The sequence below is a fragment of the Amycolatopsis sp. YIM 10 genome, from assembly GCF_009429145.1.
Classification (GTDB): Bacteria; Actinomycetota; Actinomycetes; order Mycobacteriales; family Pseudonocardiaceae; genus Amycolatopsis.
This window is the reverse complement of sequence record NZ_CP045480.1, coordinates 2,227,404-2,253,089: the sequence shown is the minus strand read 5'-3', so window position 1 is coordinate 2,253,089 and position 25,686 is coordinate 2,227,404. Positions and strand designations below refer to the sequence as shown.

Genomic DNA, 25,686 nt, shown 5'->3' with positions numbered 1-25,686 from the left:
GTTCCGGGCGTGTTCCCTCGCGGTTACGCCCGCCGGACGTACCGATCCAGCGTCGCTCTGTCCAAATCGGTCAGTTCCGGCTCGCCGATCGCCCCGCAGTCCAAGCCACGGCAGAGGTAGGCCGCCAGCGCCTGCGCGGTCGCCGGTTCGTCGAGGAAACCGCCCTCGGCCCGCGCCGCGTAGTTCCGCAGGCGGGCGGCGGCGGGCTCGAACCCCTCGCGGAAGAAGGCGTAGGTGGCCGCGTACCGGCTCGGCAACTGGTGCGGGTGCAGGTCCCAGCCCTGGTAGAAGCCGCGTTCCAGCGACCGCCGGATCAACCGCGCCTGCTCACGCCACGCCGCGCGCACGGTTCCGCGGTCGCCCACCGGCAGCTTGTTCGTCGAACCGTCCGAGAGCCGCACGCCCGTTCCGGCGGCGGCCACCTGCATGAAGCCCTTGGCGAAGTCGGCCGCCGGGTGCTCCATGCTCTGGTACTCGGCGCTGATGCCGAGGCCGGCGCTGTAGTCGTAGGTGCCGTAGTGCAGTCCGGTGATCCGGCCGCCGCCCGCCTGGATGATCCGGGCGACGGCGACCGTGCCGTCCTCACCGAGGATCGACTGCGCCGTCTCCACCTGCACCTCGAACCGCAGCGCCCCGGCCGCCAGGCCGTACGCGGGTTCGAGCTGCTCCAGCACCGCGGCGCACGCCTCCACCTGCTCGACCGCGGTGACCTTCGGCAAGGTCACCACGAACCCCTCGGGCAGGCCGCCGCCGTCGAGCAGCCCACCGAGGAACAGGTCCAGCGTGCGGATCCCGCGCCGCCGGGTCGGCTGCTCGAAGCTCTTGAACCGGATCCCGGTGAACGGGGGCGCCTGGCCGTCCTTCACCGACGCGGCCAGTTCGGCACCCGCCGCGCGCGCGTCGGCATCCTCGGTTTTGTCGTCAGGACGGCCGTAACCGTCCTCGAAGTCGATCCGCAGGTCCTCGATCGGCTCGGCGGCGAGCTTCGCGCGCACCCGCTCCACGACCGCGTCATCTGTCTCAAGTGGACCGTGCTCGGCCAGCACGGTCAGCGCCTGCTCACCCCACCGCGCGGCCAGGTCGGCGGTGAACCGCCCGGCCGGTACGTACACCGTGTGCACCGGCTGACGGCCGGGCGGCTCACCGGGGTACAACCCGGCGACACGAGCGTCCACCTCGGCGAGGCGGGCGTCGATGTTCGCGTAGACGTCCTCGGAGAGCCGCCCCTGTGCCATCGCGCTACTTGATCCGCTCGTAGGCGGGCAGGGTCAGGAAGTCGACGAACTCCTCGGCCAGCGCGACCTCTTCGAACAGCTCGACCGCTTCCTTGAGCAGGTCGTCCGGGATCACCGCGGTCAGCTCCTGCCGCACCTCGCCGAGCACCTCGCGCACCAGCTCGCGGGTCACGACCTGGCCGTTGTCCAGCTGGGTGCCGTTGCGCACCCACTGCCACAGCTGCGACCGCGAGATCTCCGCGGTGGCCGCGTCCTCCATCAGGTTGTGGATCGCGGCGGCACCGTTCCCGCCCAGCCAGGAGGCGATGTAGCGGACGCCGACGTCGACCGCGCCACGCAGCCCGGCCGCGGTCGCGCCGCACTCGGTGGAGGCCACGTCGAGCAGCTGCTCCGCGGTCACGCTCACCTCGTCACGGGTGCGGTCGAGCTGGTTCGGCTTGTCGCCGAGCACCTTGTCGAACTCCTCCTTGCACAGCCCGACCATGCCCGGGTGCGCCACCCACGAACCGTCGAACCCGTCGTTCGCCTCGCGCGCCTTGTCGGCGTGGACCTTCTTCGACGCGTTCTCGGCGACCTCGGGGTCCTTGCTCGGGATGAACGCGGCCATGCCGCCGATCGCGAACGCCCCACGCTTGTGGCAGGTGCGCACCAGCAGCTCGGTGTAGGCCCGCATGAACGGCGCGGTCATGGTGACGCTGTTGCGGTCCGGCAGCACGAACTTCTCGCCGGCGTCGCGGAAGTACTTGATCACGCTGAACAGGTAGTCCCAGCGGCCCGCGTTCAGCCCGGAGGCGTGCTCGCGCAGTTCGTAGAGGATCTCCTCCATCTCGAACGCGGCCGGGATGGTCTCGATCAGCACGGTGGCGCGGATGGTGCCGTGCTCGATGCCGAGTTCCTTCTGCGCGTGCGTGAACACGTCGTTCCACAGGCGCGCCTCGAGATGGCTCTCCATCTTCGGCAGGTAGTAGTACGGGCCCTTGTCGTCGGCCAGCAGGGCGCGGACGTTGTGGAAGAAGTGCAGGCCGAAGTCGACAAGCGCGCCCACCCCGGCGCGGCCGTCGAACTCCAGGTTGCGCTCGTCGAGGTGCCAGCCACGCGGGCGGACCACGATGGTGGCGTGCTCGACGTCGTCGCGCAGCTGGTAGCTCTTGCCCTCCGGCGTGCTCAGCGAGATGTCGCCGCGGATCGCGTCACGCAGGTTGACCTGCCCGCCGACCACGTTGCGCCAGTGCGGGGTGTTGGCGTCCTCGAGGTCGGCCAGCCAGACCTTGGCCCCGGAGTTGAGCGCGTTGATGGTCATCTTGCGATCGGTCGGCCCGGTGATCTCCACCCGGCGGTCGCGCAGCGCGGGCGGCGCGACGGCCACCTTCCAGTCGGACTCGCGCACGTGCGCGGTCTCCGGCAGGAAGTCGAGCTTGCCGGTGCGCGCGGCCTCCTCGCGGCGGACGCGGCGGGCCTGGAGCAGCTCGTCCCGGCGAGCGGCGAAGGCAGCGTGCAGACCGGCGAGGAATTCCAGCGCTTCGGGCGTCAGGATCTCCTCGCCGCCTTCGACGGAATCTCCGAGAACACGAACTTCAGACATGTGTGAACACCCCAACTTGGAGACGTTTTCTATTTTGCGGACTATAGTTTCTGCATGGCGGAAACTCAACGCAGGCCCGGCAGTGTGCAGTCGCTGCAGCGGGCCTTTGAGCTGCTGGAACGCCTGGCCGACGCCGGGGGTGAGGCAAGTCTCTCCGAGCTGGCCACCTCGTCCGGCCTCCCGATGCCCACGATCCACCGGCTCATCCGTACCCTGCTCGACCTCGGATATGTCCGGCAGCACACCAATCGCCGGTACGCACTGGGTGCCCGGCTCATCCGGTTGGGTGAACACGCGGGGGTGCAGTTCGGCACCGCGACCCGGCCGCTGCTCGCGGAACTGGTCGAGGAGACCGGTGAGACGGCGAACCTGGCGATCCTCGAACGCGACGAGGTGGTCTACGTCGCCCAGGTCCCGTCGAAGCACTCGATGCGCATGTTCACCGAGGTGGGCAGGCGGTTGCTGCCGCACGGCACCGGGGTCGGCAAGGCCATGCTCGCGCGACTGCCCGCCGACGACGTCCGCGCGCTGCTCGCGCGCACCGGCACGCCCGCGTACACCACGCACACCCTGACCGACCCGGACACGCTGCTCGACCACCTGCGTGAGGTGGCCGGGCAGGGCTACGCGCTGGACGAGAGCGAGCAGGAGATCGGCGTGCGGTGCGTGGCGGTCGCGCTGACCGGCACGCCGACCCCCGCCGCGGTGTCGGTGTCCGGCCCGGAGGGGCGGCTCACCAAGGAGGCTGTCTCGCGAATCGCGCCCGCGGTTCAGCGGGTGGCGAAGGAACTTTCGGCGCGGATCATGGCGTCGTGAGTTCGGGCGCGAGCAGGTCCATCAGCAGGCCGTCGCGCCAGGTGCCGTCCTGGCGCCGCTCGTACTGGCGCAGCACGCCGACCGGCCGGAAGCCCAGCCTGCGGTAGACCGCGATCGCCCGCTCGTTCTCGGCGGCCGGGTCGATGGTCAGCCGGTGATGGCCGCGTTCTTCGATGAGGTGCGTGGCCAGCCGGTGGATCGCGGCCGTGCCGATGCCGCGGCCGTGCCAGTCCGGGTGCACCGCGAGATCGATGCCCGCGTGCCGGTAACCGGGCGTCGGTTCCTCCGAACTCTGGATGACGCCGACCACGGCGCCCTCGAACTCGATGGCGTACGTGGTGGTGTCCGGATCCTCCGGCGAGATCAGCTCGGCGGTTTCCTCGTCCGGATCGCCCCACCAGGTGGAGACCTCGGGCGTGGCCAGGATCTCGCGGACGCGCGGGGCGTCGTCGCCGGTGAGGCGGCGTAGTTCGATGTTCATTCTGTGTCTCCTCGAAGCGGTTGCGGGATGCGGCGAACCGTCGAGGAGGTGGGGCACGGGAAGTGCGTCAACCAGGCATGGCGGACATTCTGCCCCGGCCACGCGGGCCGGGCATCCGGATTTCAGCCGAGCAGGGCGTCCACGAAGGCACCGGCCTCGAACGGGGCCAGATCGTCCGCGCCCTCACCGAGGCCGACCAGCTTGACCGGCACCCCAAGCTCGCGCTGCACCTGGAAGACGATGCCGCCCTTGGCGGTGCCGTCCAGCTTGGTCAGCACGATGCCGGTCACGTCCACCACCTCGGCGAACACGCGGGCCTGCATCAGCCCGTTCTGCCCGGTGGTGGCGTCGAGCACGAGCAGCACCTCGTCCACCTTGGCCTGCTTCTCCACCACCCGCTTGACCTTGCCCAGCTCGTCCATCAGGCCGGTTTTGGTGTGCAGGCGGCCGGCCGTGTCGATCAGCACGGTGTCCACCCCGGCGTCGGTACCGCGCTTGACCGCGTCGAAGGCGACCGCGGCCGGGTCGGCGCCCTCCTTGCCGCGGACCACCTCGGCGCCGACGCGGTCGGCCCAGGTCTGCAGCTGGTCGGCGGCGGCGGCGCGGAAGGTGTCCGCCGCACCGAGCAGCACGTCGCGGCCCTGCGCCACCAGCACCCGTGCGAGCTTGCCGGTGGTGGTGGTCTTCCCGGTGCCGTTCACCCCGGCGACCAGGACCACCGCGGGCTTCTTGTTTTCGCCCGTGCCGTGCGGCAGCGCGCGCACCGCACGATCACCCTTGGTCGCCAGCGCCTCGATCAGCACCTCGCGGAGCACGGCCCGGGCGTCCTCGGAGGTGCGGACCGCGCGCACGGACAGCTCCGAACGCAGCTTCTCGACGATCTCGGTGGTGGTCGCCGCGCCGAGGTCGGCGACCAGCAGCGTGTCCTCGACGTCCTGCCAGGAGTCCTCGTCCAGGTCACCGGCGCCGAGCAGGCCGAGCAACCCCTGCCCGAAGGCCGAGCGCGACTTGGACAACCGGCCACGCAGCCGCTCGATCCGCCCGGTGGCAGGCGCGATCTCCTCAACCGGCTCAGGCGCGGGTTCCGGCTCGACCTTCGCCTCAGGCTTGACCTGCGCCTTGGCTTCGGTCTCGGGCTTGGTTTCAGTCTTGGCCTGCGCCTTGGCCTCGGGCTTCGCCCCTGCCTCGGTCCCCGGCTTGGTCCGCGGCTCGGCCTCGGGCGCGGCCTTGGCCTCGGTCCCGGGCTTGGTGTCGGTGTCGCCCTCTGCTTCGGCTTCGGTTTCGTCGGGCAGGCCGACGTCGACGATCCCGCGGCGCGGCGCGTCCCGCGGCACCGAGGCGTCGTCACCGACGCCCGGCTGCCCGTCGACCTCGGTGCGCTCCCCCGCCGGGTGCGGCGGTTCCTCTTCGGTCTTCTCGCCGCCGGGTGCCAGCGCGATGCCGCCGCCCGCCTGGTACCCGCCGCCCTTCGGCTTGCCCTTGTCGACCTGCGCAGCCTTGTCGGCCTCGGTCAGGCTGATCTTGCGCTTGCGCGCGATGACCAGCCCGGCGACCAGCGCGACCGCCAGCACCACGACGACTACGACGATGATCCAGAACCAGAGGTTGCTCGACACGCGGCCATCCTCGCATCCAGCGACGTCGGGCCCCATCCGCCCCCGCGCCCAGGCCAAGCCTCCACCGAGGTGAACTCGGTTTGGACAAGAAGTAACGATTCCGCTTGCGCGCCGGCCGCGACAAGGACTAGACCACTGCTCCGTGACTGCTCGTTCTGGCGAGCCCCTCACCGTCGTGGGGCTCATCTCGGGCACGTCGATCGATGGCATCGACGTGGCCGCCGCCCGGTTGTGCGCCGAGGACGGCGAGGACGGCGCTGTGGCGCTGACCCCGATCGCCGAGGCGGAAATCCCGTACCCCGAAGAACTCCGCGAGCGACTGCTCGGCGCACTGCCGCCGAACCCGTGCAGCGCGGAGGAACTCACCCGGCTGGACACGCTGGTCGGCCAGTCGTTCGCCGAAGCGGCCGCGACCGGCGTCGACCTCGCGGGCGGCGCCGACCTGATCGCCTCGCTCGGGCAGACGGTGTTCCACTGGGTCGAGAACGGACGGGCGCGCGGCACGCTGCAACTCGGCCAGCCCGCGTGGATCGCCGAACGCACCGGCCTGCCCGTGGTGGCCGACCTGCGTGCCCGCGACGTCGCGGCGGGCGGGCACGGTGCGCCGCTGGCCAGCACGCTCGACCAGCTCTGGCTACGCGGCCTCGCCGAAGACAGCGGGAAGGCAGCGGTGGGGCTCAACATCGGTGGCATCGCCAACATCACCGTGGTGCGCGCGGACACCGGCGCGCTCGCCTACGACACCGGACCGGGCAACGCGCTGCTCGACCTGGCCGCCACCGAGGTGGCCGGGCAGCGCAGTGACTTCGGCGGGCGCCTCGCCGCCGCCGGGCGTGTCCACTCCGGACTGCTGGACCGGCTGCTGACTGATCCCTACTACGCCGCTCCCCCGCCGAAAAGCACCGGCAAGGAACATTTCCACACCGATTACCTGCGCACTCACATTGGTGATCTCACCCTTTCCGGAGAGGATCTGCTCGCCACCCTCACCGAACTGACCGCGGCCACCATCGCCGCCGAATGCGCCCGCCACGAAGCAGGCACGGTGGTGGCTTCCGGCGGTGGCGTGGAGAACCCGGCGCTGATGCGCGCACTCGCCGCGAGGCTCACCGCCGAACTCCGCACGAGCGACGAACTCGGCCTGCCAAGGGCGGCCAAAGAGGCTTACCTGACCGCGTTGCTCGGCTGGCTGACCTGGCACGGGCAACCCGCGAACCTGCCGAGCGCCACCGGCGCCGCGGGCCCGCGACTGCTCGGCAGCATCACGCCCGGTGCGCACCCGGCGGCACTTCCGCCCCCTTTGCCCGCGGTCATTACCCGTTTGCGTATAGCGCCGCGGGGTAAAACACGGTAGGAGATGTCAATGCGCGCAGTCGACCTCGCGATAATCGCGATCTTTCTGGTGGGGATGCCGGTACTCGGCATCGTGATCGGCGGCCGGCAGAAGTCCGGTAACGACTATTTCGTCGGCGAGGGCAAGATCTCGTGGTGGGTGGCCTGTCTCTCGGTGGTGTCGGCGGAAACGTCGACGCTGACCGTGTTGTCGGTGCCCACGGTCGCCTACATAGCAACGCCCGGCGCGGGCGGAATGACCTATCTGTCACTCGCGATCGGGTACATCCTCGGTCGCATCGTGGTTTCTTTCGTGCTGCTGCCCAGGTATGTGGCGGGCAACCTGGTGACCGCGTACGCCTTCCTCGGCAAGCGGTTCGGCAGCGGGCTGCAGGGCACCGCGTCGGTGACCTTCCTGCTCACCCGCACCGCGGCCGACGGCATCCGGCTGTTCGCCACCGCGATCCCGGTCAAGGTGGTGCTCGGCGCGTACGGCCTGAACGTGTCGTACTGGGCGATCGTGATCGCGCTCGGCATCGCGATGGTGATCTACAGCTTCTTCGGCGGAGTGCGCGCCGTGGTGTGGGTCGACGCCATCCAGATGCTCTGGTACGTGCTCGGCGGCATCGTGGTGATCTGGGTGCTGGCGGCCAACCTGCCCGACGGCTGGTTCTCGAAGGCCGTCGACGCGAACAAGTTCCAGCTGCTCGATTTCTCGTCCAATCCGCTGACCGGGCAGTACGCCATCATCACCGCGGTGATCGGTGGTGCGGTGCTGTCGATGGCCTCGCACGGTTCGGACCAGCTGATCGTGCAGCGCCTCCAGGCCACGAACGATCTGCGCGCGGCGCAGAAGGCGCTGATCGCCTCGGGTGTGGTGGTGTTCCTGCAGTTCGCGCTGTTCCTGTTCATCGGCGTGATGCTGTGGGCGTTCTACAACGGACTCGACCCGGTCAAGCAGCTCGGGTTGAACACGAACGACGAACTGTTCGCGAACTACATCGTGACCGAGCTGCCCAGCGGCTTGTCGGGCTTCGTGATCGCCGGGATCCTCGCCGCCGCACTGAGTTCCTCGCTCGGCGCGCTGGCTTCCTCGACGGTCACCGACGTGTACGAACGGGTCATCGGCAGGCAACTGTCCGATGAGGAACGGCTCAGGCAGGGTCGCCTCTGGACGATCATCTGGGCCGGGATCCTGATCGTGTTCGCCGGGTTCTTCGCCTCGTTCACCTCGACCAGCGACCCGATCGTGGTGCAGGCACTGGGCATCACCGGGTACACCTACGGCGCGCTGCTCGGCGCGTTCCTGCTCGGCCTGCTGTTCAAGAAGGCGCGGCAGCCGGACGCGATCGCCGCCTTCGTGGTCACCGTGCTGGTGATGGCGTTCGTGATCCTCGGGGTGAAGTTCGACAAGGCGAGCGGTGCGCTGCTCGGCGTGGACTTCAGCAAGGCGGGCGGGAACAACGTGGCACTGGCGTTCCCGTGGTACACCCTCGCCGGGGTGATCATCACCCTGGTCGTCGGCGGTCTGCTGTCACTGCGGCATTCCACACCGGACCCGAAGGCCACGGAGGCCACTTCGGCTCCTGTGGACGAGGCCGCCTAGCACGCGAAGGTGGCTTTCGGACTCCGCTCCGGAAGCCACCTTCGGGTCAGGGCATCGCGGGGTGGACGCGGTCCGAGAGCGAGCCGACGAACCGGGCGCGGCCGGTCTCCTGCCATTCGACCGGCACCCCGATCCGGCTGGCCGGGCGGCGCAGGGCTTCTGGCAGCTCGGTGTCCGGGATGACCAGCAGCTTGCTCATCCGGCGGCGCAGTTCGGTGAGTTGTTCGGCGCCGGTGAGCAGCTGGGTCCACTCGGCCTCGGGAATCATCCGGTCGGCGTTCTGCAGCACCGTCGCGTCGGCGGTCGCCCAGGAGATCGGTGAGGCCTCGAAGTTCCACCAGGTGTCGCGGCGGCCGGGGCCGACGAACCCGTGCATCACGCACGGAACCCATTGACCAGGCACGAACTGCGTGCCCTCGCGGGCGCGGAAGGAAATCAGCCGGTACGCGAAGCGCGGCGGCGAGACCGGGTCGCGCGAGATGTCGCCGAGTACCAGGATCTCGACCTTGCCGTCGGCCTGCTCCACCACCACGCCGGGCACCAACTGCCCGCCGCGGAAGGGCTTGACCGCGTGCTCGGCGCGGAATCCGCGCACCACCGCGTACAGCCCGGCGAGCACCACGAGCACGCCCAGCACCACCGACCACCACCGCCCGTCGGCGATGGCCCACCAGCCCAGCGCGATCAGCACCACTCCGGCCACCAGGCCCACGACCATCGCGATCGCCCTGGCGTGGATGTTGGGACTGCTCGCGCGCAACTGGTCGGCATCGATCGGAGCGTCGAAGAACCGCCGCGGGTCACCCGCCGGCCACGCTGACTCACTCACCCGGGGCATCCTGCCAGAACGACACCGCGAAACGGGTCACGATTTTCGAACCGCCACGGGTGGACCGAACGGCCGTAGACTACGCGACCTCGGTGAATGTAGCTGACAGCACTCGTCCGGTGTCGTAGCGTCATAACGACGGCGACTCTGGGAGGGGGCGCGACTGTCATGGCCGGATACAGCGCGGTGCTCGAGGCCTTGCGGCAGGCGGGGGTGGCCGCCCGTGCCGCTTCGGAAACCATCGGCGGGGTGGACGCCGCGAGTTGTCTGCCCACCGGGGACGCCGGGATGCCGGGCGCCCGGCTGGTCGGCAAGGTCGAGGCGGTCCGGGCTGCCTGGCGCTCTCGGATCAATGGCCTGACCAGCGGCTTCTCTGACGTGTCCGTAGCGTTCGCCCAAGCGGCGCAGCGCTACGACGCGAACGAGGAGGCCGCCGGAGCGGACCTGCGCGAAGCCACCGGCGGCCGGAGACCGGTCTGATGGTCAGCTGGGCAGACGTCCTGCGCTGGGACCCGGCGCCGGCGCAGAACGCCGTCGGCACCATCAACGGCGAATACCTCAAGCTCGTCGCGGCGTCCGACGAACTGCGCACCGTCTCCAGCGTCGACGGGTGGTCCGGTCCGGCAGCCGACGCGGCACTGGGCCGCGTCACCGAACTGGTCGACGGCGCCGAAGAACTGGCGGCCGAACTCGGCGCCACGCGCCGCGCGTTCGGTGACATCGGTGACGCGATTACGGGCGTAGTCAACGGCCGGGAAGAACTACTGGGACTTGCGAAGAAACGGAACTTCGCCATCGCCCCGGACGGCTCGGTCGTCGACCTCGGCCCGCCCGAGGGCACAGCGCCGGAACAGGCCGAAGCCGTCGCCGCCGACCGGCGGCAGCTGGCCGTCGAACTCGCCGACCGGGTCGCCCAGGTCGTCCGGCAGGCGGAGGACATCGACGCCGACGGCTGCGCCGTCCTGGATCGGGTGCTGGCCGGGACCACCATCGACGCGACCGGCAACGACAACGCGCAAACCGGCCTGGCCGCTTTCGGCGATGCTGGTTTCACCGTCGGCGGGTTGTCCATCCTTTCCCCGCCACCGGACGGTGCGACCGTGACGCAGAACGCGGCCTGGTGGGCAGCGTTGTCCCCCAGCCAGCAACGCCGCCTGATCCACGATCTGCCCGAACTCGTCGGCAATCGTGACGGCGTCGAGGGGTGGGCTCGCAGCGAAGCCAACCTGGCCATGGTCGGCAAGCAGCGGACCAGTCTGCAGAACGCCCGCACCGATCTGGAGCGGCAACTGGCCGAACTCACCAACGGACCGGGTCACCAGAACTCGCGCAACGTCCTGCGGACGGAGATCACCAAGATCAACGACAAGCTCGCGGGCCTGGACTCGGTCGACCGCATGATGCTCGATCCGCGAACCGGGCAGCCCCGGCCCGACCGGCAGTTGCTCTCACTCGACATGGGTGGTGATCGGCCCAAGGCCGCCGTCGCCAGCGGTGACATCGACAAGGCCCAGCACGTCGGCATCTTCACCCCGGGAATGAACTCCAACGTCCAGGACAACCTGCCCGGGTACGTCAACGACATGAACGAAGTCCGCGCCTATGCCAACACCCTGGCCGGCGACCTCCCGGAGGGAAACTCCGTGGCGATGGTGACCTGGCTGGGTTACGAGCCGCCGACCACCCGCTTGGAAGATCTGGACGGACTGGTCACCGGCGCGCCCGCCGAGGAAGGTGGGAGCAAGCTCGCCAGGTTCGGAGAAGGCATCAACGCCGCCCGTCCCGACGATCCCCACCTCACCGCGCTCGGGCACTCGTACGGCTCCACCACCACCGGCATCGCGCTGGGGCAGAGCCATGGCGTCGACGACGCCGTGTTCTTCGGCTCGCCCGGCATCTCGCCGGGCCACAACCCCGTTTTCCACCCATCGGAGCTGAATGTTCCCGAAGGCCACACGTACAACCTGTCGGCCGAAGGTGATGCCGTAGCCGATGCCGTGCCGCACAGCGGCAGGTACGGGCCGCACGTCAGCGAGATGCCCGGGGTGAACCAGCTTTCCACCAGTCCGGTGGGTCCCATGATCGGCTCGCAGGGACACAGCGAGTACGCCGTCGGCGACGGGCGATTGGCCACCAGCGAACACAACCTGGCCGCCATCGTGTCCGGCCATCCCGAGGTGGCAGTTTCCCGGTGAAGCGAAAGAAGCTCGGCGTGCTCTTGAGCGCACTGATCTGCGTCTTCGCCCTCTGCTCGTGCGAAGGCGACAACCCCAGCGACGACAGTTCGCGAGGAGACATGACCCTCGAACAACAGTGGGCGGAATTGATGCGGCGACCGAGCCTCGACGAAGCCGTGACGCGGTACGTAAAGATGGAACGTGAAATCACCGACGCCCTCAGCACGGAATTCGGACTTCCACCATGGGAAGGCGGCGGGACGAACAGCGATAATCCGGGCTGCGCCGAATTCGCCGAGGTGGACGCCTGGGACGCGATGGCCCAGATCCTCGCGGGCAGCCTGACGCCGGCGGTGATCCCGTCGGAACAGTGGCCGCGGGCGGTGGACACCATCAAGCGGGTTGCCGCGGCCTACGGCTTCACCTCACCAGGGCTCGCCGTCGACAGAGGTGCCTTCCACATCGTGAACCTCCACGACGGCTACGCGGCGAAGCTTTCCGTGACCACCGGCACCGAAAAGGCGAACACGATCATCAGTGTGGTCACGGGCTGCCATCTGCTTCCCGAGGCCAAGCAGCGCGGTGTCCCGCGCGCTCCTTAATCGGCTTGGGCTGCTCGTTCGGCGGCGCTGCGGAGCACGCAGAACTCGTTGCCCTCCGGGTCGGCGAGTACGACCCAGCCCGCCCCGTCCGGTTCGCGGCGGTCGGCGACCAGGGTGGCGCCGAGGGCCAGCAGGCGCTCGGTTTCCTCTTCGCGCGAGGTCTCCGGGCGCAGGCAGAGGTGCAGCCGGTTCTTCTGCGCCGGTTTCGCCTCGGGGACCTGGTTGAAGTGCAGGAGCGGCCCCTCGGGCAGCATCACCTGCGTCTCCTCCGCACCCGGTTTGTCCTCCGGATGCAGGGGGAAGCCGGTCACCTCACTCCAGAAGCGGGCCAGTTCGTAGGCGTTGACCGCATCGATCGCGACATTCTGCAGCTGCGAAACCATGCGCCGACCGTGCCCCAAACCAGCCCGGCTCCGCCACCGGTTTTCAGGCCGGTGACTCTTCGACCGCAGCCTCGGCTTCGGGCTCAGGCGCGGGTTCGGACACGGCCTCGGTTTCGGCCTCAGTTTCGGCGGCGGCCTCGGGCTCGGGCTTGGGTTCGGGGGCAGCTTCGGCTTCAAGCTCGGGTTCCGGCTCCGCGTCGGCCACCGGCGCGGGCGCGGCTTCGGGCTCGGCGACCGGCGCCGCGGCCACCGGCACCGGTTCGGCTTCAGGCTCAGCCTCCGGCGCAGCATCAGCCACCGATTCAGGCGCCGCTTCGGGTTCAGGCTCAGCCTCCGGCGCGGCATCAGCCACCGGTTCGGGGGCCGCTTCAGGCTCGGCCGCCAAATCGGCCACCGGCGCGGGCGCGGCTTCGGGCTCCGCCTCCGGCGCGACATCAGCCACCAGCGCGGGGGCCGCTTCGGGCTCCGCTGTCGCGTCGGCTTCCGGTTCGGCTTCGCGGTCGGTCACCGGCGGCTCGGCTACTGCCGCATCGGCTACCGGCGCGGGCTCGGCGTCGGGAGTGGCGGCAGGTGCCGCGGCAGCCTCCACCACCGGCGCGGCCACCCTCGCGGGCGGTGGCTTCCGGTCGTTGCGCAGCCGCTGCGAGATCACCTTTGTGATGCCGTCGCCCTGCATGCTCACGCCGTACAGCGCGTCGGCGATTTCCATGGTCGGCTTCTGGTGGGTGATGATGATCAGCTGCGAACTCTCCCGCAGCTGCTCCAGCAGCCCGATCAGCCGGCGCATGTTCGTGTCGTCCAGCGCCGCCTCGACCTCATCCATGACGTAGAAGGGCGAAGGCCGGGCGCGGAAGATGGCCACCAGCATGGCCACCGCGACCAGCGACTTCTCCCCACCCGAAAGCAACGACAGCCGCTTGACCTTCTTGCCAGGGGGGCGCGCCTCCACGTCGACGCCGGTCGCGAGCAGGTCGTTCGGCTCGGTGAGCACCATCCGCCCGTCCCCGCCGGGGAACAGCACCGAGAACACGATCTCGAACTCACGCGCCACGTCCTCGTAGGCGGTGCTGAACACCTCGAGGATCTTGTCGTCGACCTCCTTGATCACCGTCAGCAGGTCCTTGCGCGTCGCCTTGAGGTCCTCCAGCTGGGTGGACAGGAACTTGTAGCGCTCCTCCAGCGCGGCGAACTCCTCCAGCGCCAGCGGGTTGACCTTGCCGAGCAGCGTCAGGTCGCGTTCGGCGCGCTTGGCGCGGCGCTGCTGCGTCGGCCGGTCGAACGGGATCGGCTGCGGCGCGCTGACCTGCTCGCCACGCTCCTTCGCCGCCTCGTACTCGGCGATCTCCCCGGCGCTCGGCGGCACCGGCACCTCCGGCCCGTACTCGGCGACCAGGTCCTCGAGCCCGATGCCGAAGTCCTCGGCGATCTTGGTCTCCAGCTGCTCGAGCCGCAGCCGCTGTTCGGCCCGCAGCACCTCGTCACGGTGCACCGCGTCGGTCAGCTTCTCCAGCTCACCGGCGAACTCGCGGACCTTGCCACGCACCTGCGCGAGCATGGTCTCCCGGCGCTGCCGCTCGCCCTGGATCTCGTCGCGTTCGGCGGCGGCCCGCTGCACCGACACCTCGATCCGGTCCAGCGCGTACTCACCGGCCTCGACCACGGCCGCCGCGATCTCGGCACCGCGTTCGCGCGCCTCACGCGCCTTCGCCGCGCGCTCACGGGCCTGCCGCTCGTTGAACGCGGCGCGGCGCAGGGACTCGGCCTTACCGGCCAGCCCGCGCGAACGCTCTTCCGCGGTCCGCAACGCCAGCCGCGCTTCGACCTCTTCCTGACGCAACGCCGCCAGGTCGTCCTTGGCCTGGTCTCGCTCGGAGGTGTCGGGATCCTCGTCGACCGGCTGCTCGGCGACGGCGTCGAGCCGTTCCTCCAGCTCGGCCAGTTGCGCAAGCGCTTGCTCCCGGGTGCGCTCCACCTTCGCGCGCTGCTCGCGCAGGCGAGTCACCTCGGCCTCGGCGGACCGCGCCGCCTGCTGCACGCGGTTGAGCCGCTCGGACGACCGTGCGCGGCGGACCTTCGCCTCGCCCAGCGCGTCCTTCGCCTGCCCGACCTCTTCGCGCCGCGCCTGCTGCTCGGCCCGCGCGCCTTCGAGTTCGGCGGCGGTGCGCTCCAGGCTGCGTTCCGCGGCGGCCAGGCGGTTCTGCGCCTCGTCGACGGCCGCCTGCACCTCGATCACGCTCTCCTGGCGGGCGGAACCGCCCATCGCCCAGTGCGCGCCGAACACGTCACCGTCGGCGGTGACCGTGCTGACCGACGGCTCCACCGCGACCAGCCGCCGGGCCGTCTCCAGATCGTCCACAATGGCCACCCGGGCCAGCGCGCGCTCGACCGCGGGACGCAACGCGACCGGCGCGGTGACCACCTCGCGCGCCCAGCGCGCTCCCGGCGGCAGGCTCGGCCAGCCGGTTGTGTCCACTGTGTACTCGTCGCTGCCGAGCAGAATGCCGGCACGGCCGGATTCGTTGCTCTTCAACAACTTCAGCGCGGCCAGCGCGTCCTCGCCACCGGTCACCGCGATCGCGTCGGCGACCGGGCCGAGCGCGGCGGCCAGCGCGACCTCGTGCCCCGGCTCGACGGTGAGCAGCGCGGCCACCGAGCCGAGCAGACCGGGCAGCTGGTCGGCGGCGCCGAGCAGCACGCCGGCGCCGTCCTTGCGGCGCAGGCCCATCGACAGCGCGTCGACGCGCGCCTTCTCCGAAGCGATCTCGCGTTCGGCCGCGCGCTCGGCCTTGACCAGTTCCTCGACCCTGGCCTTCGCCGCGTTGTTCGCCTCGACGGCACGATCGTGGCGGCCCTGCAGATCGGCGTCGTCGGACTCCTCGACACCGCCTTCGGCCTTGGCCAGTTCCAGTTCCTCGGCGGCGATCTCGGCGCGCTCGCCCGCTTCGTCGATCGAGACGGTGAGCCGGTCGATCTCGTCGGAGGTGGCGCCGTTCTTGCTGCGCAACGCCTCCACCTGACCGGTCAGCTTGGCCAGGCCCTCGCGCCGGTCGGCGATCGCGCGGACCGCGGCCATGTGGGCGCGCTCAGCCGCCTGGACCTGGTGTTCGAGCTGTTCACGCCGCTGGATGGTCTCCGAGAGCAGCATCCGGGCTTCCTCGACGGCCTCGGCCAGCTCCTGCTCACGCTCGGCGACCTGCTCCGCCTCGGCGAGCAGCTCTTCCGGGTCACGCCCGCCGGAGTGGGCTTCGGGCGCGGCGGACAGGTGCCGCTGCCGCTCGACCGCCAGCCGGACCGTGCCGCGGAGCCGCTCGGCCAGCGCGGACAGCTTGTACCAGGTCTCCTGGGCCGCGGTCAGCCGCGGCGCGTCCTCGGCCAGCGAGCTCTCCAGCTCGTTCTCCTGCGCGGTGACGATCTCCAGCGCCTGCTCGACCTCGTGGCGGCGGGCGCGGGCGGCGTGCTCGTCGGCCTCTTCCTTGGCCAGCGTGGCGCGCTGGGTGACCAGGTCGTCGGCGAACAGGCGCAGCCGCGAATCCCGCAGCTCGGACTGCACGGCCTGGGCCTTGCGCGCGATCTCGGCCTGCTTGCCCAGCGGCTTGAGCTGGCGGCGCAGCTCGGTGGTGAGGTCGCCGAGGCGGTCGAGGTTGGTCTGCATCGCGTTCAGCTTCCGCAGCGCCTTTTCCTTGCGCTTGCGGTGCTTGAGCACCCCGGCCGCCTCTTCGATGAAGGCGCGGCGCTCCTCCGGCTTGGCCTCCAGGATCTGGGCGAGCTGGCCCTGCCCGACGATGACGTGCATCTCGCGGCCGATACCGGAGTCCGACAGCAGTTCCTGCACGTCCATCAGGCGGCAGGTGCTGCCGTTGATCTCGTACTCGCTGGCGCCGTCGCGGAACATGCGGCGGGTGATCGAGACCTCGGTGTAGTCGATCGGCAGCGCGCCGTCGGAGTTGTCGATGGTGAGGCTGACCTCGGCGCGCCCGAGCGGGGCGCGGCCGGAGGTGCCGGCGAAGATGACGTCCTCCATCTTGCCGCCGCGCAGGTCCTTGGCGCCCTGCGTGCCCATCACCCAGCGCAGCGCGTCGAGCACGTTGGACTTGCCGGAGCCGTTGGGGCCGACCACGCAGGTGATCCCGGGCTCGAACCGCAGCGTGGTCGCCGAGGCGAAGGACTTGAAGCCCTTGAGCGTCAGGCTCTTGAGGTGCACGCGGCCAATCCCTCTCGGTCCGGGCTCGACGGCCGGGGACTCGGTTCAATCGCCCGATGCTACCTGGGTGGCCTCCGCGGGCCGGGGAGGCGGGCCGCCAGCGGGCCGTCAGCGTTCGACGAAGGTGGTCAGGCCACCACGCGGAGTGCTCCAGCGCTCCACCACCGTGTCCACTCGACCGGGTGACCCACCGGACCGAAGGGCGGCCAGGAGCCGCTCACAGTGGTCCCGCCTACCCTCCGCTACCACCTCGACACGACCGTCGGCCAGGTTCCCAGCGCTGCCGACCAGGCCGAGTTCCAGCGCGCGGCTGCGCGTCCACCAGCGGAAACCGACCCCCTGGACCTGCCCGTGCACCCATGCGGTGAGGCGCACGGCCTCCTGTTCCTCGCTCACGAACCCATCGTGCCCTACGTCGGCAAATCCCATGCGACTACCCTGCGTCAACATCTGGGGACGGTTCGCTCGCACAGGGTCATCCGACGGTGATACGGTCCCCTGCGAATCCGGCGACCGGAGTGCTCGTCCGGGTTCAAGTCACCCGCATCGCAAGGAGAACCAATGCCCCAGTCGCCGGGGTCTCCCCCGAGCCAACCGGCCGTGGTCGCGCCGCCCCGTGAGCCGGGCGGGCGCCTGCACCGGACCGGGTACGTCATTCTCGCCGCCAGCGGCCTCGCGCTCGCCACCGCGTTCGGCGCGGTCGCGCAGTTCTCCAGCCCCAGCACCGCCGACGTGACGCCCGTGCAGCACGCGGGCCCCGGCGGCGGGCCCGGCGCACTGGTGCCCGGCAACCCGCAGCCCGGCCAGGATCCGGTCATGGTCAGCGGCGTGCCGGTGCCCGGCACCTCGCCCAGCAGCGCGGCGCCGACCACCATCGTGACCACCGGCCCGGACGGGGTGCCGACCACCACGGTGGTCACCCCGCCGCCCGCACCGCCCGCGCCCGGCAACCCGCCCGGACCCGGCGACCCACCGCAGCCGCCGAGCACCCCCACCGGCAAGCCGACGACCATTCCGCCGACCACGTCGAAGCCGTCGGACCCGCCGAGCAGCGACCCGCCCAGCAGCGACCCGAGCGAGCCGCCGGGCTCGAGCGACCCGGGCGGCAGTTCCACGCCTTCCTAGCTCACCCTGGCGGCACGCCGTAGCAGGAATACGAATGTGGCTCTCGGGGCCGAAGTCGCTCCGAGGGCCACATTCGTGCCAGGGCTCAGGCTTCGAAGCGGTAGCCCATTCCGGGTTCGGTCAGCAGGTGCCGCGGGCGCGAAGGCTCCGGCTCCAGTTTCCGCCGCAGCTGCGCCAGGTAGACCCGCAGGTAGTGCGACTCCGTGTCATACGACGGACCCCATACCTCGTGCAGCAGCTGCTTCTGCGCCACCAGCCGACCCCGGTTGCGCACCAGCAGTTCCAGCACGCCCCATTCGGTTTTGGTCAGGTGCACCTCGGCACCGTCCCGCAGGACCTTCTTGGCCGCCAGGTCGATGGTGAAAGCATCCGTCTCCACCACCGCGCTGCCGTCCTCGGCCCCGGTCACCGCCGAGCGGCGCACCGCAGCGCGCAGCCGCGCCAGCAGTTCGTCCATGCCGAACGGCTTGGTCACGTAGTCGTCCGCGCCCGCGTCCAGCGCCTCCACCTTGTCCGCCGAGTCGCCCCGCGCGGACAGCACGATGATCGGCACCGTGGTCCACCCGCGCAGCCCGGCGATCACCTCGTTGCCGTCCATGTCCGGCAACCCCAGGTCGAGCACCACCACGTCCGGCTTGGTCTCGGCGACCGCGCGCAGCGCCGCCGAGCCGTCGTGCGCGGTGATCACCTTGTACCCGCGCGCGGACAGGTTGATCCGCAGCGCCCGCACGATCTGCGGCTCGTCGTCCACCACCAGCACGGTGCTCATGCTTCTCCATTCCACTTCGGCAGTGAGACGACCACGGTCAGCCCGCCACCGGGAGTGTCCTCCGCCCTGATCGTGCCGCCCATCGCCTCGGTGAAGCCCTTCGCCACGGACAGGCCGAGCCCGACCCCCGGTGTGGCGTTGCGGTCACCGAGCCGCTGGAACGGCGCGAACGCCGACTCCGCGGCACCCTTCTTCAGCCCCCGCCCGTGATCCACGATGCGAAGCTCCACATAGGACGCGTGCGCACTGGCCCGCACCGAGACCGGCGCCGAGCCGTGCCGCAGCGCGTTGTCCACCACGTTGGCCACCACCCGCTCCAGCAGTCCCGGATCGGCCGCCACCCACGGCACGTCGTCGGCCACCTCGGCGCGCACCGCCGCCGATCCATCCACATTGGACAACGACAGCGCGACCACCTCGTCGTAGCCAACCGCGCGCAGGTGCGGGCGCACCGCACCGGTGGCCAGCCGCGACGAGTCGAGCAGGTTGTCCACCAGCCCGGCCAGCCGGTCGGCGGACAGCTCGATCGCCTCCAGCAGCTCCCCGGTGTCCTCTTCGGACAGCTGGATGTCGGAGGCGCGCAGGCTGCCCACCGCGGCCTTGATCGAGGTCAGCGGGGTGCGCAGGTCGTGCCCGACCGCGGACAGCAGCGCGGTCCGCAGCTCGGTGGCCTCGGCCTTGCGCTGCGCCTCGTCCGCGGTGGCCGCCATGCGCTGCTGGCGCAGGGCGAGCAGCGCCTGCCCGGCCGCCGCCTCCAGCACCCCGCGATCGGCCGCCGGCAGCGCCCGCCCGCGCAGCACCAGGTGCACGTCGCCGGTCACCGGGATGTCCACGTCCGCGTCGTCCGGCTTGCCGCACGGGTCGATCCCGGTCTGCGCCACCCGCCGCCAGGCCCCGGACTTCTTCTCCACCAGCGCCACCGAGGTGAGCCCGAAGTTCTCCCGCACCTTCTCCAGCAACCGGTCGACCGGCTGCGCGTGGGTCAGAACCGTGCGCGCGTAGGACGCCAGCAGCGAGGCCTCGGTGCGCGCCCGCGCCGCCTGCGCGGCCCGCCTCGCCGCCGCGTCGACCACCGCCGCCACCAGAATCGCCACCACGATCATCGCCACCAGCGTGATCACGTTCCGCGGCTCCTGCACGGTCAGCTGGTACCGCGGTTCGGTGAAGAACCAGTTCAGCAGGCCACCGGAGAACGCCGCCGCGACCAGAGCCGGCCCGAGCCCTCCGACCAGCGCCACCACCACGGTGGCCAGCACGTACCCGACCACGTCGGTGGAGAAGTCGACCTGGTCCCGCAGCACCAGCCCCAGCAGGGTGGCCAGACCGGGCGCCGCCAGCGAGAGCGCCCAGCCGAGCAGCCGCCGCGACGGCGCCAGCGGGCTGCGGCTCAACCGGGCCCGCAGCCGCCCGCCCGCCTCGTCGTGGGTGACCATGTGCACGTCGATCGGCCCGGAGCGCTGCACCACGGTGGCGCCGATGCCCTCGTCGAACAGCCTCGCCACCCGCGACCGCCGCGAGGTGCCGACCACCAGCTGCGTCGCGTTCACCCCGCGCGCGAAGTCGAGCAGCGCGCTGGGCACGTCGTCGCCGACGACGGTGTGGAAGGTGGCGCCCAGTTCGTCGGCGAGCTTGCGGTACCGCCCGACGGCGGTCGGCCCCATCCCGGTCAGCCCGTCTCCGCGCAGGATGTGCAGCACCAGCAGTTCGGCACCGGCCCGGTTGGCGATCCGCCTGCCGCGCCGGATCAGCGTCTCGCTCTCCGGCCCGCCGGTGATCGAGACGACCACGCGTTCCCTGGTCTCCCAGGTGTCGGTGATCTTCTGCTCGGCGCGGTAGCGCTGCAGCGCGACGTCGACCTGGTCGGCCACCCACAGCAGGGCCAGCTCCCGCAACGCGGTGAGATTGCCCGGCCGGAAGTAGTTGCCCAGCGCGGCGTCGATGCGGTCGGCCGGGTAGACGTTGCCGTGCGCCAGGCGCCGTCGCAGCGCCTCCGGCGTGATGTCCACCAGCTCCAGCTGCTCGGCGCGGCGCACCACCTCGTCCGGCACGGTCTCGTACTGGGTGGCGCCGGTGATGCGCTGCACCACGTCGTTGAGGCTCTGGAGGTGCTGGACGTTGACCGTGGACAGGACGTCGATCCCGGCGTCGAGCAGCTCGTCGACGTCCTGCCACCGCTTCTCGTTGCGCGAGCCGGGCACGTTGGTGTGCGCCAGCTCGTCGACCACGGCCACCTCGGGCTTGCGCGCCAGCAGGCCGTCGACGTCCATCTCGGTGAACTCCCGGCCCCGGTACGCGCCGACCCGCCGCGGCACCACCTCCAGGCCGTCGAGCAGGTCCGCGGTCTTCCGGCGGCCGTGCGTCTCGACCAGCCCGATCACCACGTCGGTGCCCCGATCCAGCCGCCGCCGCGCCTCACCGAGCATGGCGAAGGTCTTGCCGACGCCCGGCGCCGCGCCGAGGTAGATGCGCAGTTCACCGCGCCGCGGCGGGGTTTCGGTTTCCGGCTCCACGCGACCAGTCTGCGCCCGGGCCCGCCTCACCGGCCCGTGACTTGCTGCACGGCGAGGTTGAGTTGCAGCACATTCACCCCCGGGATCACCCCGCCCGTGTGCTCGCGGACCAGTTCGGCCACCCGATCGGGTGCCACGCCGGTGTTACGGGCCACGCGCGGGATCTGCAGTTCGGCGTAGGCCACGCTGATCGACGGGTCCAGGCCGGACGCCGAGGCGGTGACCGCGTCGGGCGGCACCCTCGACGGGTCAACGCCCTCCCGCCCGGCGATCGCCGCCTTGCGCTCGGCGACCTGGGCGAGCAGGTCCTCGTTGAACCCGGACTTGTTGGACCCGCCCGAGGTCGACGCGTCGGCGGCGGCCGACGGCCGCGTGTGGAACCACGGGTCGGCAGCCGGGTCGGCGGCCACCGGATCCACCCCGATCAGCGCCGACCCGACCGCCTGGCCGTCCCGCGTGAGCACCGAGCCCTCGGCGTTGGCCTGCAGTCCGGGGATCCTGGACACCGCCCACACCCCGAGCGGATAGGCGACGCCGAGCAGGACGGTCATCACCAGCAGCACGCGCAGTCCCGCGGCCGCCTGGTTGAACAGGTTCTTCACGATCCTCACCCGATTCCGGGAATCAGTCGGACAAGCTGGTCGATCAGCCAGATCCCGGCGAACGGGGTGAGCACCCCGCCGACGCCGTAGACCAGCAGGTTGCGCCGCAGCAGCGCGGCCGCGCTGGACGGCCGGTACCGCACCCCGCGCAGGGCCAGCGGGATCAGCGCCACGATGACCAGCGCGTTGAAGATCACCGCGGACAGGATCGCCGAGGCCGGGGTGGCCAGCCCCATGATGTTCAGCCCGCCGAGCTGCGGGTAGATCGCCAGGAACATGGCCGGCAGGATGGCGAAGTACTTCGCCAGGTCGTTCGCCACGCTGAAGGTGGTCAGCGCGCCCCTGGTGATCAGCAGCTGCTTGCCGATGCCGACGATCTCGATCAGCTTGGTCGGGTCGGAGTCGAGGTCGACCATGTTGCCGGCCTCCTTGGCGGCCGACGTGCCGGTGTTCATCGCCACCCCGACGTCGGAGGCGGCCAGCGCGGGCGCGTCGTTGGTGCCGTCGCCGGTCATCGCGACCAGCCGCCCGCCCTCCTGCTCGCGGTGGATCAGCGCCATCTTGTCCTCGGGCTTGGCCTCGGCGAGATAGTCGTCGACGCCGGCGTCCTCGGCGATGGCCTTGGCGGTGAGCGGATTGTCCCCGGTGATCATCACCGTCTTTATGCCCATAGAGCGCAGTTCGGCGAACCGCTCCCTCATCCCCGGTTTGACCACATCGGACAGTCGGATCACCCCGCGTACCAAGGCTTTCCCACCCGTGACGCATTCGGCGACGACCAGCGGCGTGCCACCCTGCTGGCTGACCTCCTCGACGATCCGCTCGGTCTTGTCCGGCATCTCGCCACCGCGCTCGCGCACCCACGCCCGCACCGCACCGGCCGCGCCCTTGCGGATCTCGCGGTCGCCGAGGTTCAGCCCGCTCATCCGGGTCTGCGCGGTGAACGGCACGAACTCGGCGAGCCGCTCCTCCTCGGTGGGTTCGGTGTCCCCGGTCAGCTCCACGATGCTGCGGCCTTCCGGGGTGCCGTCGGCGAGGCTGGACAGCCTGGCCACCGCGGCCAGTTCGTCCACAGTGGATTCGCCGACCGGGATCAACTCGGTGGCCTTGCGGTTGCCGAAGGTGATCGTGCCGGTCTTGTCCAGCAGCAGGGTGGACACGTCACCGGCCGCTTCGACCGCGCGCCCCGACGTCGCCAGCACGTTGCGCTGGACGAGCCGGTCCATCCCGGCGATGCCGATGGCGGACAGCAGCGCGCCGATGGTGGTCGGAATGAGGCAGACCAGCAGCGCGGTCAGCACCACCACCGACTGCTCGCTGCCCGAGTACGCCGCCATCGGCTGCAGCGCGACCACCGCGAGCAGGAAGATGACGGTCAGCGTGGACAGCAGGATGGTCAACGCGATCTCGTTCGGCGTCTTCTGCCGCGAAGCGCCCTCCACCAAGGCGATCATGCGATCCACAAAGGACTCACCGGGCTTGGTGGTGATCTTCACGATGATCCGGTCCGACAGCACGGTGGTGCCGCCGGTGACCGCCGAGCGGTCGCCGCCCGACTCCCGGATCACCGGGGCCGACTCACCGGTGATGGCCGATTCGTCGACCGTGGCGATGCCCTCGACCACGTCGCCGTCGCCGGGGATCGTCTCCCCGGCCTCGACCACCACCAGGTCACCGATCCGCAGTTCGGCGCCCGGGCACTCCTCCTCGGAGCCGTCCGCGGTCAGCCGCCGCGCCACGGTCTCCTTCTTGGTGCGCCGCAACGACTCCGCCTGCGCCTTGCCGCGGCCCTCGGCCACCGCCTCGGCCAGGTTCGCGAACAACACGGTGAACCACAGCCACACCGCGATCAGCACGGTGAACACGCTCGGCTCGGCCACGGCGAACGCGGTGACCAGCACCGAACCCGCCCAGACCACGAACATCACCGGGTTCCGCAGCTGGTGGCGCGGGTGCAGCTTGCGCAGCGCGTCGGGCAGCGAAGCCAGCAGCTGCCGCGGGGCGAACACGTTCTCGCTCATGCCAGTGCCTCCGCGATCGGGCCGAGTGCCAGTGCCGGGACGAAGGTCAGCGCCGCGACCAGCACGACCGTGCCGGTCAGCAGCGAACCGAACAGCAGGCCGGTGGTGGGCAGCGTGCCCGCGGTCACCGGGACCTTCTGCTGCGCGGCGAGCGAACCCGCCAGGCACAGCACCGCCAGGATCGGGATGAACCGGCCGAGCAGCATCGCCACACCGAGCGAAGACTGGAACCAGTCGCTGGTCACGGTCAGCCCGCCGAACGCGCTGCCGTTGTTGTTGCCGGTGGAGGCGTAGGCGTAGAGGACCTCCGACAGCCCGTGCGGGCCGCTGTTGGTCATCGCCGCGGTGGTGTCCGGCAGCATCAGCGCCGCGCCGGTGCCGAGCAGCACCACCGCGGGCATGGCCAGCATCGCCACCGCCGCGCAGGTGACCTCGCGGCGGCCCAGCTTCTTGCCGAGGAACTCCGGCGTGCGCCCGACCATCAGCCCGGCCAGGAACATCGCGATGATCGCCATCACCAGGATGCCGTAGAGCCCGGTGCCCACCCCGCCCGGCGACACCTCGCCGAAGAGCATGTGCAGCAGCGGAACTCCGCCGCCGAGACCGGTGTAGCTGTCGTGCAGCGAGTTGACCGCGCCGGTGGAGGTGCCGGTGGTGCTGGTGGCGAACAGCGCGGACAGGCTCAGCCCGAACCGCTGTTCCTTGCCCTCCATCGCGGCCCCGGCCAGCAGCGCCGCCGGGCCGTTCGGGTGGTTCTCCCCCAGCCACGACACGGCCAGCATCGCCGCCCACAGCGCGCCCATCACCGACAGCAGCACGTAACCCTGCTTGTGGCTGCCGACCAGCTTGCCGAACGCGCGCGGCATGGACACCGGGATGACCAGCAGCAGGAAGATCTCGACCAGGTTGGACCAGGAGTTCGGGTTCTCGAACGGGTGCGCGGAGTTGGCGTTGAAGATGCCGCCGCCGTTGGTACCCAGTTCCTTGATCGCCTCCTGGCTGGCGGCCGGCGCCAGCGACAGCGTGGACGAGGTGCCGTCCGGCCCGGTCACCGCGACGCCCGCGGACAGGCTCTGCACCACGCCGAGCGCGACCAGCACGATGGCGAAGACAAAGGCGATCGGCAGCAGGATCCGCACGGTGCCGCGGGTCAGGTCCACCCAGAAGTTGCCGAGCCGGTCGGTCTTCGACCGCACGAACCCGCGGGTCAGCGCGATCGCGACGGCGAGGCCGACCGCGCCGGACAGGAAGTTCTGCACGGTCAGCCCGAACATCTGGACCCCGTGTCCCAGCACCGTCTCCGGCACGTAGGACTGCCAGTTGGTGTTGGTGACGAAGCTGACCGCGGTGTTGAAGGCGGTGCCGGGGTCGACCGAGCCGCGCCCGAGGTCCCACGGCAGCAGCGGCTGCAACCGCTGGAGCAGGTACAGGAACAGCACCGAAACCAGCGAGAACGCCAGTACGCCCAGTGCGTAGGTGCTCCACCGCTGCGGCGAACCGGGGTTCACCCGGAACAGGCGGTAGAGCAAGAGTTCGCCTTTGAGGTGCTTCTCGGTGGAATACACCTTGGCGATGTAGTCGCCGAGCGGTTTGTAGGCCACCGCCAGCGCGACCAGTAGCAGGCCGGTCTGCAGCAGACCGGCCGTGGTGTCGGACATCAGAATTTCTCCGGCCTGATCAAGGCGGCGAACAGGTAGACGAGCAGTCCCAGCGCCAGCACCCCGCCGACGATGTTGGCCACCGCACCCGTGCCGCTCACAGCTTTTCCAGCCCGCGCAGGGTGAGCGCCAGCGCCACGA

General features: G+C 70.6%; 20 protein-coding genes and 1 pseudogene. 7 read left to right on the top strand and 14 right to left on the bottom strand.

Going from position 1 to position 25,686, the window contains the following annotated elements:
- Positions 1-23: 23 nt before the first annotated feature.
- Together YIM_RS11155 and aceB are read right to left on the bottom strand one after the other, a co-directional pair.
- A complete protein-coding gene (locus YIM_RS11155; RefSeq protein WP_153030286.1) occupies positions 24-1,235 on the bottom strand; it encodes an aldolase/citrate lyase family protein in 1,212 nt (403 codons plus the stop codon).
- A 4-nt stretch (positions 1,236-1,239) separates the two neighbouring features.
- Entirely contained in the window at positions 1,240-2,817 is a 1,578-nt protein-coding gene (gene aceB / locus YIM_RS11150) for a malate synthase A (protein ID WP_153030285.1), read from the bottom strand.
- Between the two features lie 54 nt (positions 2,818-2,871).
- Between aceB and YIM_RS11145 the strand changes: the two genes are divergently transcribed.
- Complete coding sequence (locus YIM_RS11145; protein ID WP_153030284.1) at positions 2,872-3,633, top strand: IclR family transcriptional regulator; 762 nt, start codon at positions 2,872-2,874, stop codon at positions 3,631-3,633.
- Here YIM_RS11145 and YIM_RS11140 read toward each other — a convergent pair.
- The gene (locus YIM_RS11140; protein WP_153030283.1) at positions 3,620-4,114 is read right to left on the bottom strand and encodes a GNAT family N-acetyltransferase; all 495 of its coding nucleotides are present in this window, start codon (positions 4,112-4,114) and stop codon (positions 3,620-3,622) included. The two genes, YIM_RS11145 and YIM_RS11140, sit on opposite strands and share 14 nt — an antisense overlap.
- Positions 4,115-4,236: 122 nt before the next feature.
- On the bottom strand, positions 4,237-5,766 hold the full coding sequence (gene ftsY / locus YIM_RS11135) for a signal recognition particle-docking protein FtsY (RefSeq protein WP_194240310.1): 1,530 nt from the start codon (positions 5,764-5,766) through the stop codon (positions 4,237-4,239).
- Between the two features lie 106 nt (positions 5,767-5,872).
- On the opposite strand from ftsY, the gene YIM_RS11130 reads away from it, so the two are divergent.
- Positions 5,873-7,084: an anhydro-N-acetylmuramic acid kinase gene (locus tag YIM_RS11130; RefSeq protein ID WP_153030281.1), complete on the top strand. Its 1,212-nt coding sequence runs from the start codon at positions 5,873-5,875 to the stop codon at positions 7,082-7,084.
- 9 nt (positions 7,085-7,093) lie between these two features.
- Positions 7,094-8,668 carry a sodium:solute symporter gene (locus YIM_RS11125; RefSeq protein ID WP_153030280.1) on the top strand — a complete coding sequence of 525 codons (1,575 nt, stop codon included), beginning with the start codon at positions 7,094-7,096 and terminating at the stop codon, positions 8,666-8,668.
- Positions 8,669-8,714: 46 nt separating this feature from the next.
- Here YIM_RS11125 and YIM_RS11120 read toward each other — a convergent pair whose 3' ends face one another.
- Positions 8,715-9,506, bottom strand: coding sequence for a DUF3239 domain-containing protein (locus tag YIM_RS11120; protein WP_153030279.1), 792 nt, complete (start codon positions 9,504-9,506; stop codon positions 8,715-8,717).
- Positions 9,507-9,665: 159 nt separating this feature from the next.
- Here YIM_RS11120 and YIM_RS11115 point away from each other — a divergent pair, with 159 nt between their 5' ends.
- Genes YIM_RS11115 through YIM_RS11105 form a run of 3 tightly spaced genes read left to right on the top strand, consistent with a single transcriptional unit; the run spans position 9,666 to position 12,276 of the window.
- The gene (locus tag YIM_RS11115; protein ID WP_153030278.1) at positions 9,666-9,977 is read left to right on the top strand and encodes a hypothetical protein; all 312 of its coding nucleotides are present in this window, start codon (positions 9,666-9,668) and stop codon (positions 9,975-9,977) included.
- On the top strand, positions 9,977-11,692 hold the full coding sequence (locus YIM_RS11110) for an alpha/beta hydrolase (protein WP_153030277.1): 1,716 nt from the start codon (positions 9,977-9,979) through the stop codon (positions 11,690-11,692). Before YIM_RS11115 ends, YIM_RS11110 begins: the two co-directional genes overlap by 1 nt.
- Positions 11,689-12,276 (top strand): LppA family lipoprotein, encoded by a 588-nt coding sequence (locus tag YIM_RS11105; RefSeq protein ID WP_153030276.1) that lies wholly within the window; start codon positions 11,689-11,691, stop codon positions 12,274-12,276. The genes YIM_RS11110 and YIM_RS11105 overlap by 4 nt, the downstream gene beginning before the upstream one ends.
- On the opposite strand, the gene YIM_RS11100 is transcribed toward YIM_RS11105, so the two are convergent.
- The 3 genes and pseudogenes from YIM_RS11100 to YIM_RS11090 form a co-directional block, all read right to left on the bottom strand.
- Positions 12,273-12,659 (bottom strand): VOC family protein, encoded by a 387-nt coding sequence (locus YIM_RS11100; RefSeq protein ID WP_153030275.1) that lies wholly within the window; start codon positions 12,657-12,659, stop codon positions 12,273-12,275. The genes YIM_RS11105 and YIM_RS11100 overlap by 4 nt on opposite strands.
- Before the next feature lie 613 nt (positions 12,660-13,272).
- Positions 13,273-16,860: pseudogene (gene smc / locus YIM_RS11095) on the bottom strand (chromosome segregation protein SMC); the annotation flags it as partial.
- A 108-nt stretch (positions 16,861-16,968) separates the two neighbouring features.
- The gene (locus tag YIM_RS11090; RefSeq protein ID WP_194240118.1) at positions 16,969-17,289 is read right to left on the bottom strand and encodes an acylphosphatase; all 321 of its coding nucleotides are present in this window, start codon (positions 17,287-17,289) and stop codon (positions 16,969-16,971) included.
- Between the two features lie 132 nt (positions 17,290-17,421).
- On the opposite strand from YIM_RS11090, the gene YIM_RS11085 reads away from it, so the two are divergent.
- Entirely contained in the window at positions 17,422-17,985 is a 564-nt protein-coding gene (locus tag YIM_RS11085; protein WP_153030273.1) for a hypothetical protein, read from the top strand.
- An 85-nt stretch (positions 17,986-18,070) separates the two neighbouring features.
- Here the strand turns inward: YIM_RS11085 and YIM_RS11080 are convergent, their stop codons facing one another.
- Genes YIM_RS11080 through kdpF form a run of 6 tightly spaced genes read right to left on the bottom strand, consistent with a single transcriptional unit; the run spans position 18,071 to position 25,646 of the window.
- Positions 18,071-18,754, bottom strand: coding sequence for a response regulator (locus YIM_RS11080; protein WP_153030272.1), 684 nt, complete (start codon positions 18,752-18,754; stop codon positions 18,071-18,073).
- On the bottom strand, positions 18,751-21,264 hold the full coding sequence (locus tag YIM_RS11075; RefSeq protein ID WP_153030271.1) for a DUF4118 domain-containing protein: 2,514 nt from the start codon (positions 21,262-21,264) through the stop codon (positions 18,751-18,753). Before YIM_RS11075 ends, YIM_RS11080 begins: the two co-directional genes overlap by 4 nt.
- Before the next feature lie 26 nt (positions 21,265-21,290).
- Positions 21,291-21,866 (bottom strand): potassium-transporting ATPase subunit C, encoded by a 576-nt coding sequence (locus tag YIM_RS11070; RefSeq protein WP_153030270.1) that lies wholly within the window; start codon positions 21,864-21,866, stop codon positions 21,291-21,293.
- 5 nt (positions 21,867-21,871) lie between these two features.
- Positions 21,872-23,887, bottom strand: coding sequence for a potassium-transporting ATPase subunit KdpB (gene kdpB, locus YIM_RS11065; RefSeq protein WP_153030269.1), 2,016 nt, complete (start codon positions 23,885-23,887; stop codon positions 21,872-21,874).
- Positions 23,884-25,545 carry a potassium-transporting ATPase subunit KdpA gene (kdpA, locus tag YIM_RS11060; protein WP_153030268.1) on the bottom strand — a complete coding sequence of 554 codons (1,662 nt, stop codon included), beginning with the start codon at positions 25,543-25,545 and terminating at the stop codon, positions 23,884-23,886. Before kdpA ends, kdpB begins: the two co-directional genes overlap by 4 nt.
- Complete coding sequence (kdpF, locus tag YIM_RS11055) at positions 25,545-25,646, bottom strand: K(+)-transporting ATPase subunit F (protein ID WP_153030267.1); 102 nt, start codon at positions 25,644-25,646, stop codon at positions 25,545-25,547. The genes kdpA and kdpF overlap by 1 nt, the downstream gene beginning before the upstream one ends.
- Positions 25,647-25,686: the final 40 nt, after the last annotated feature.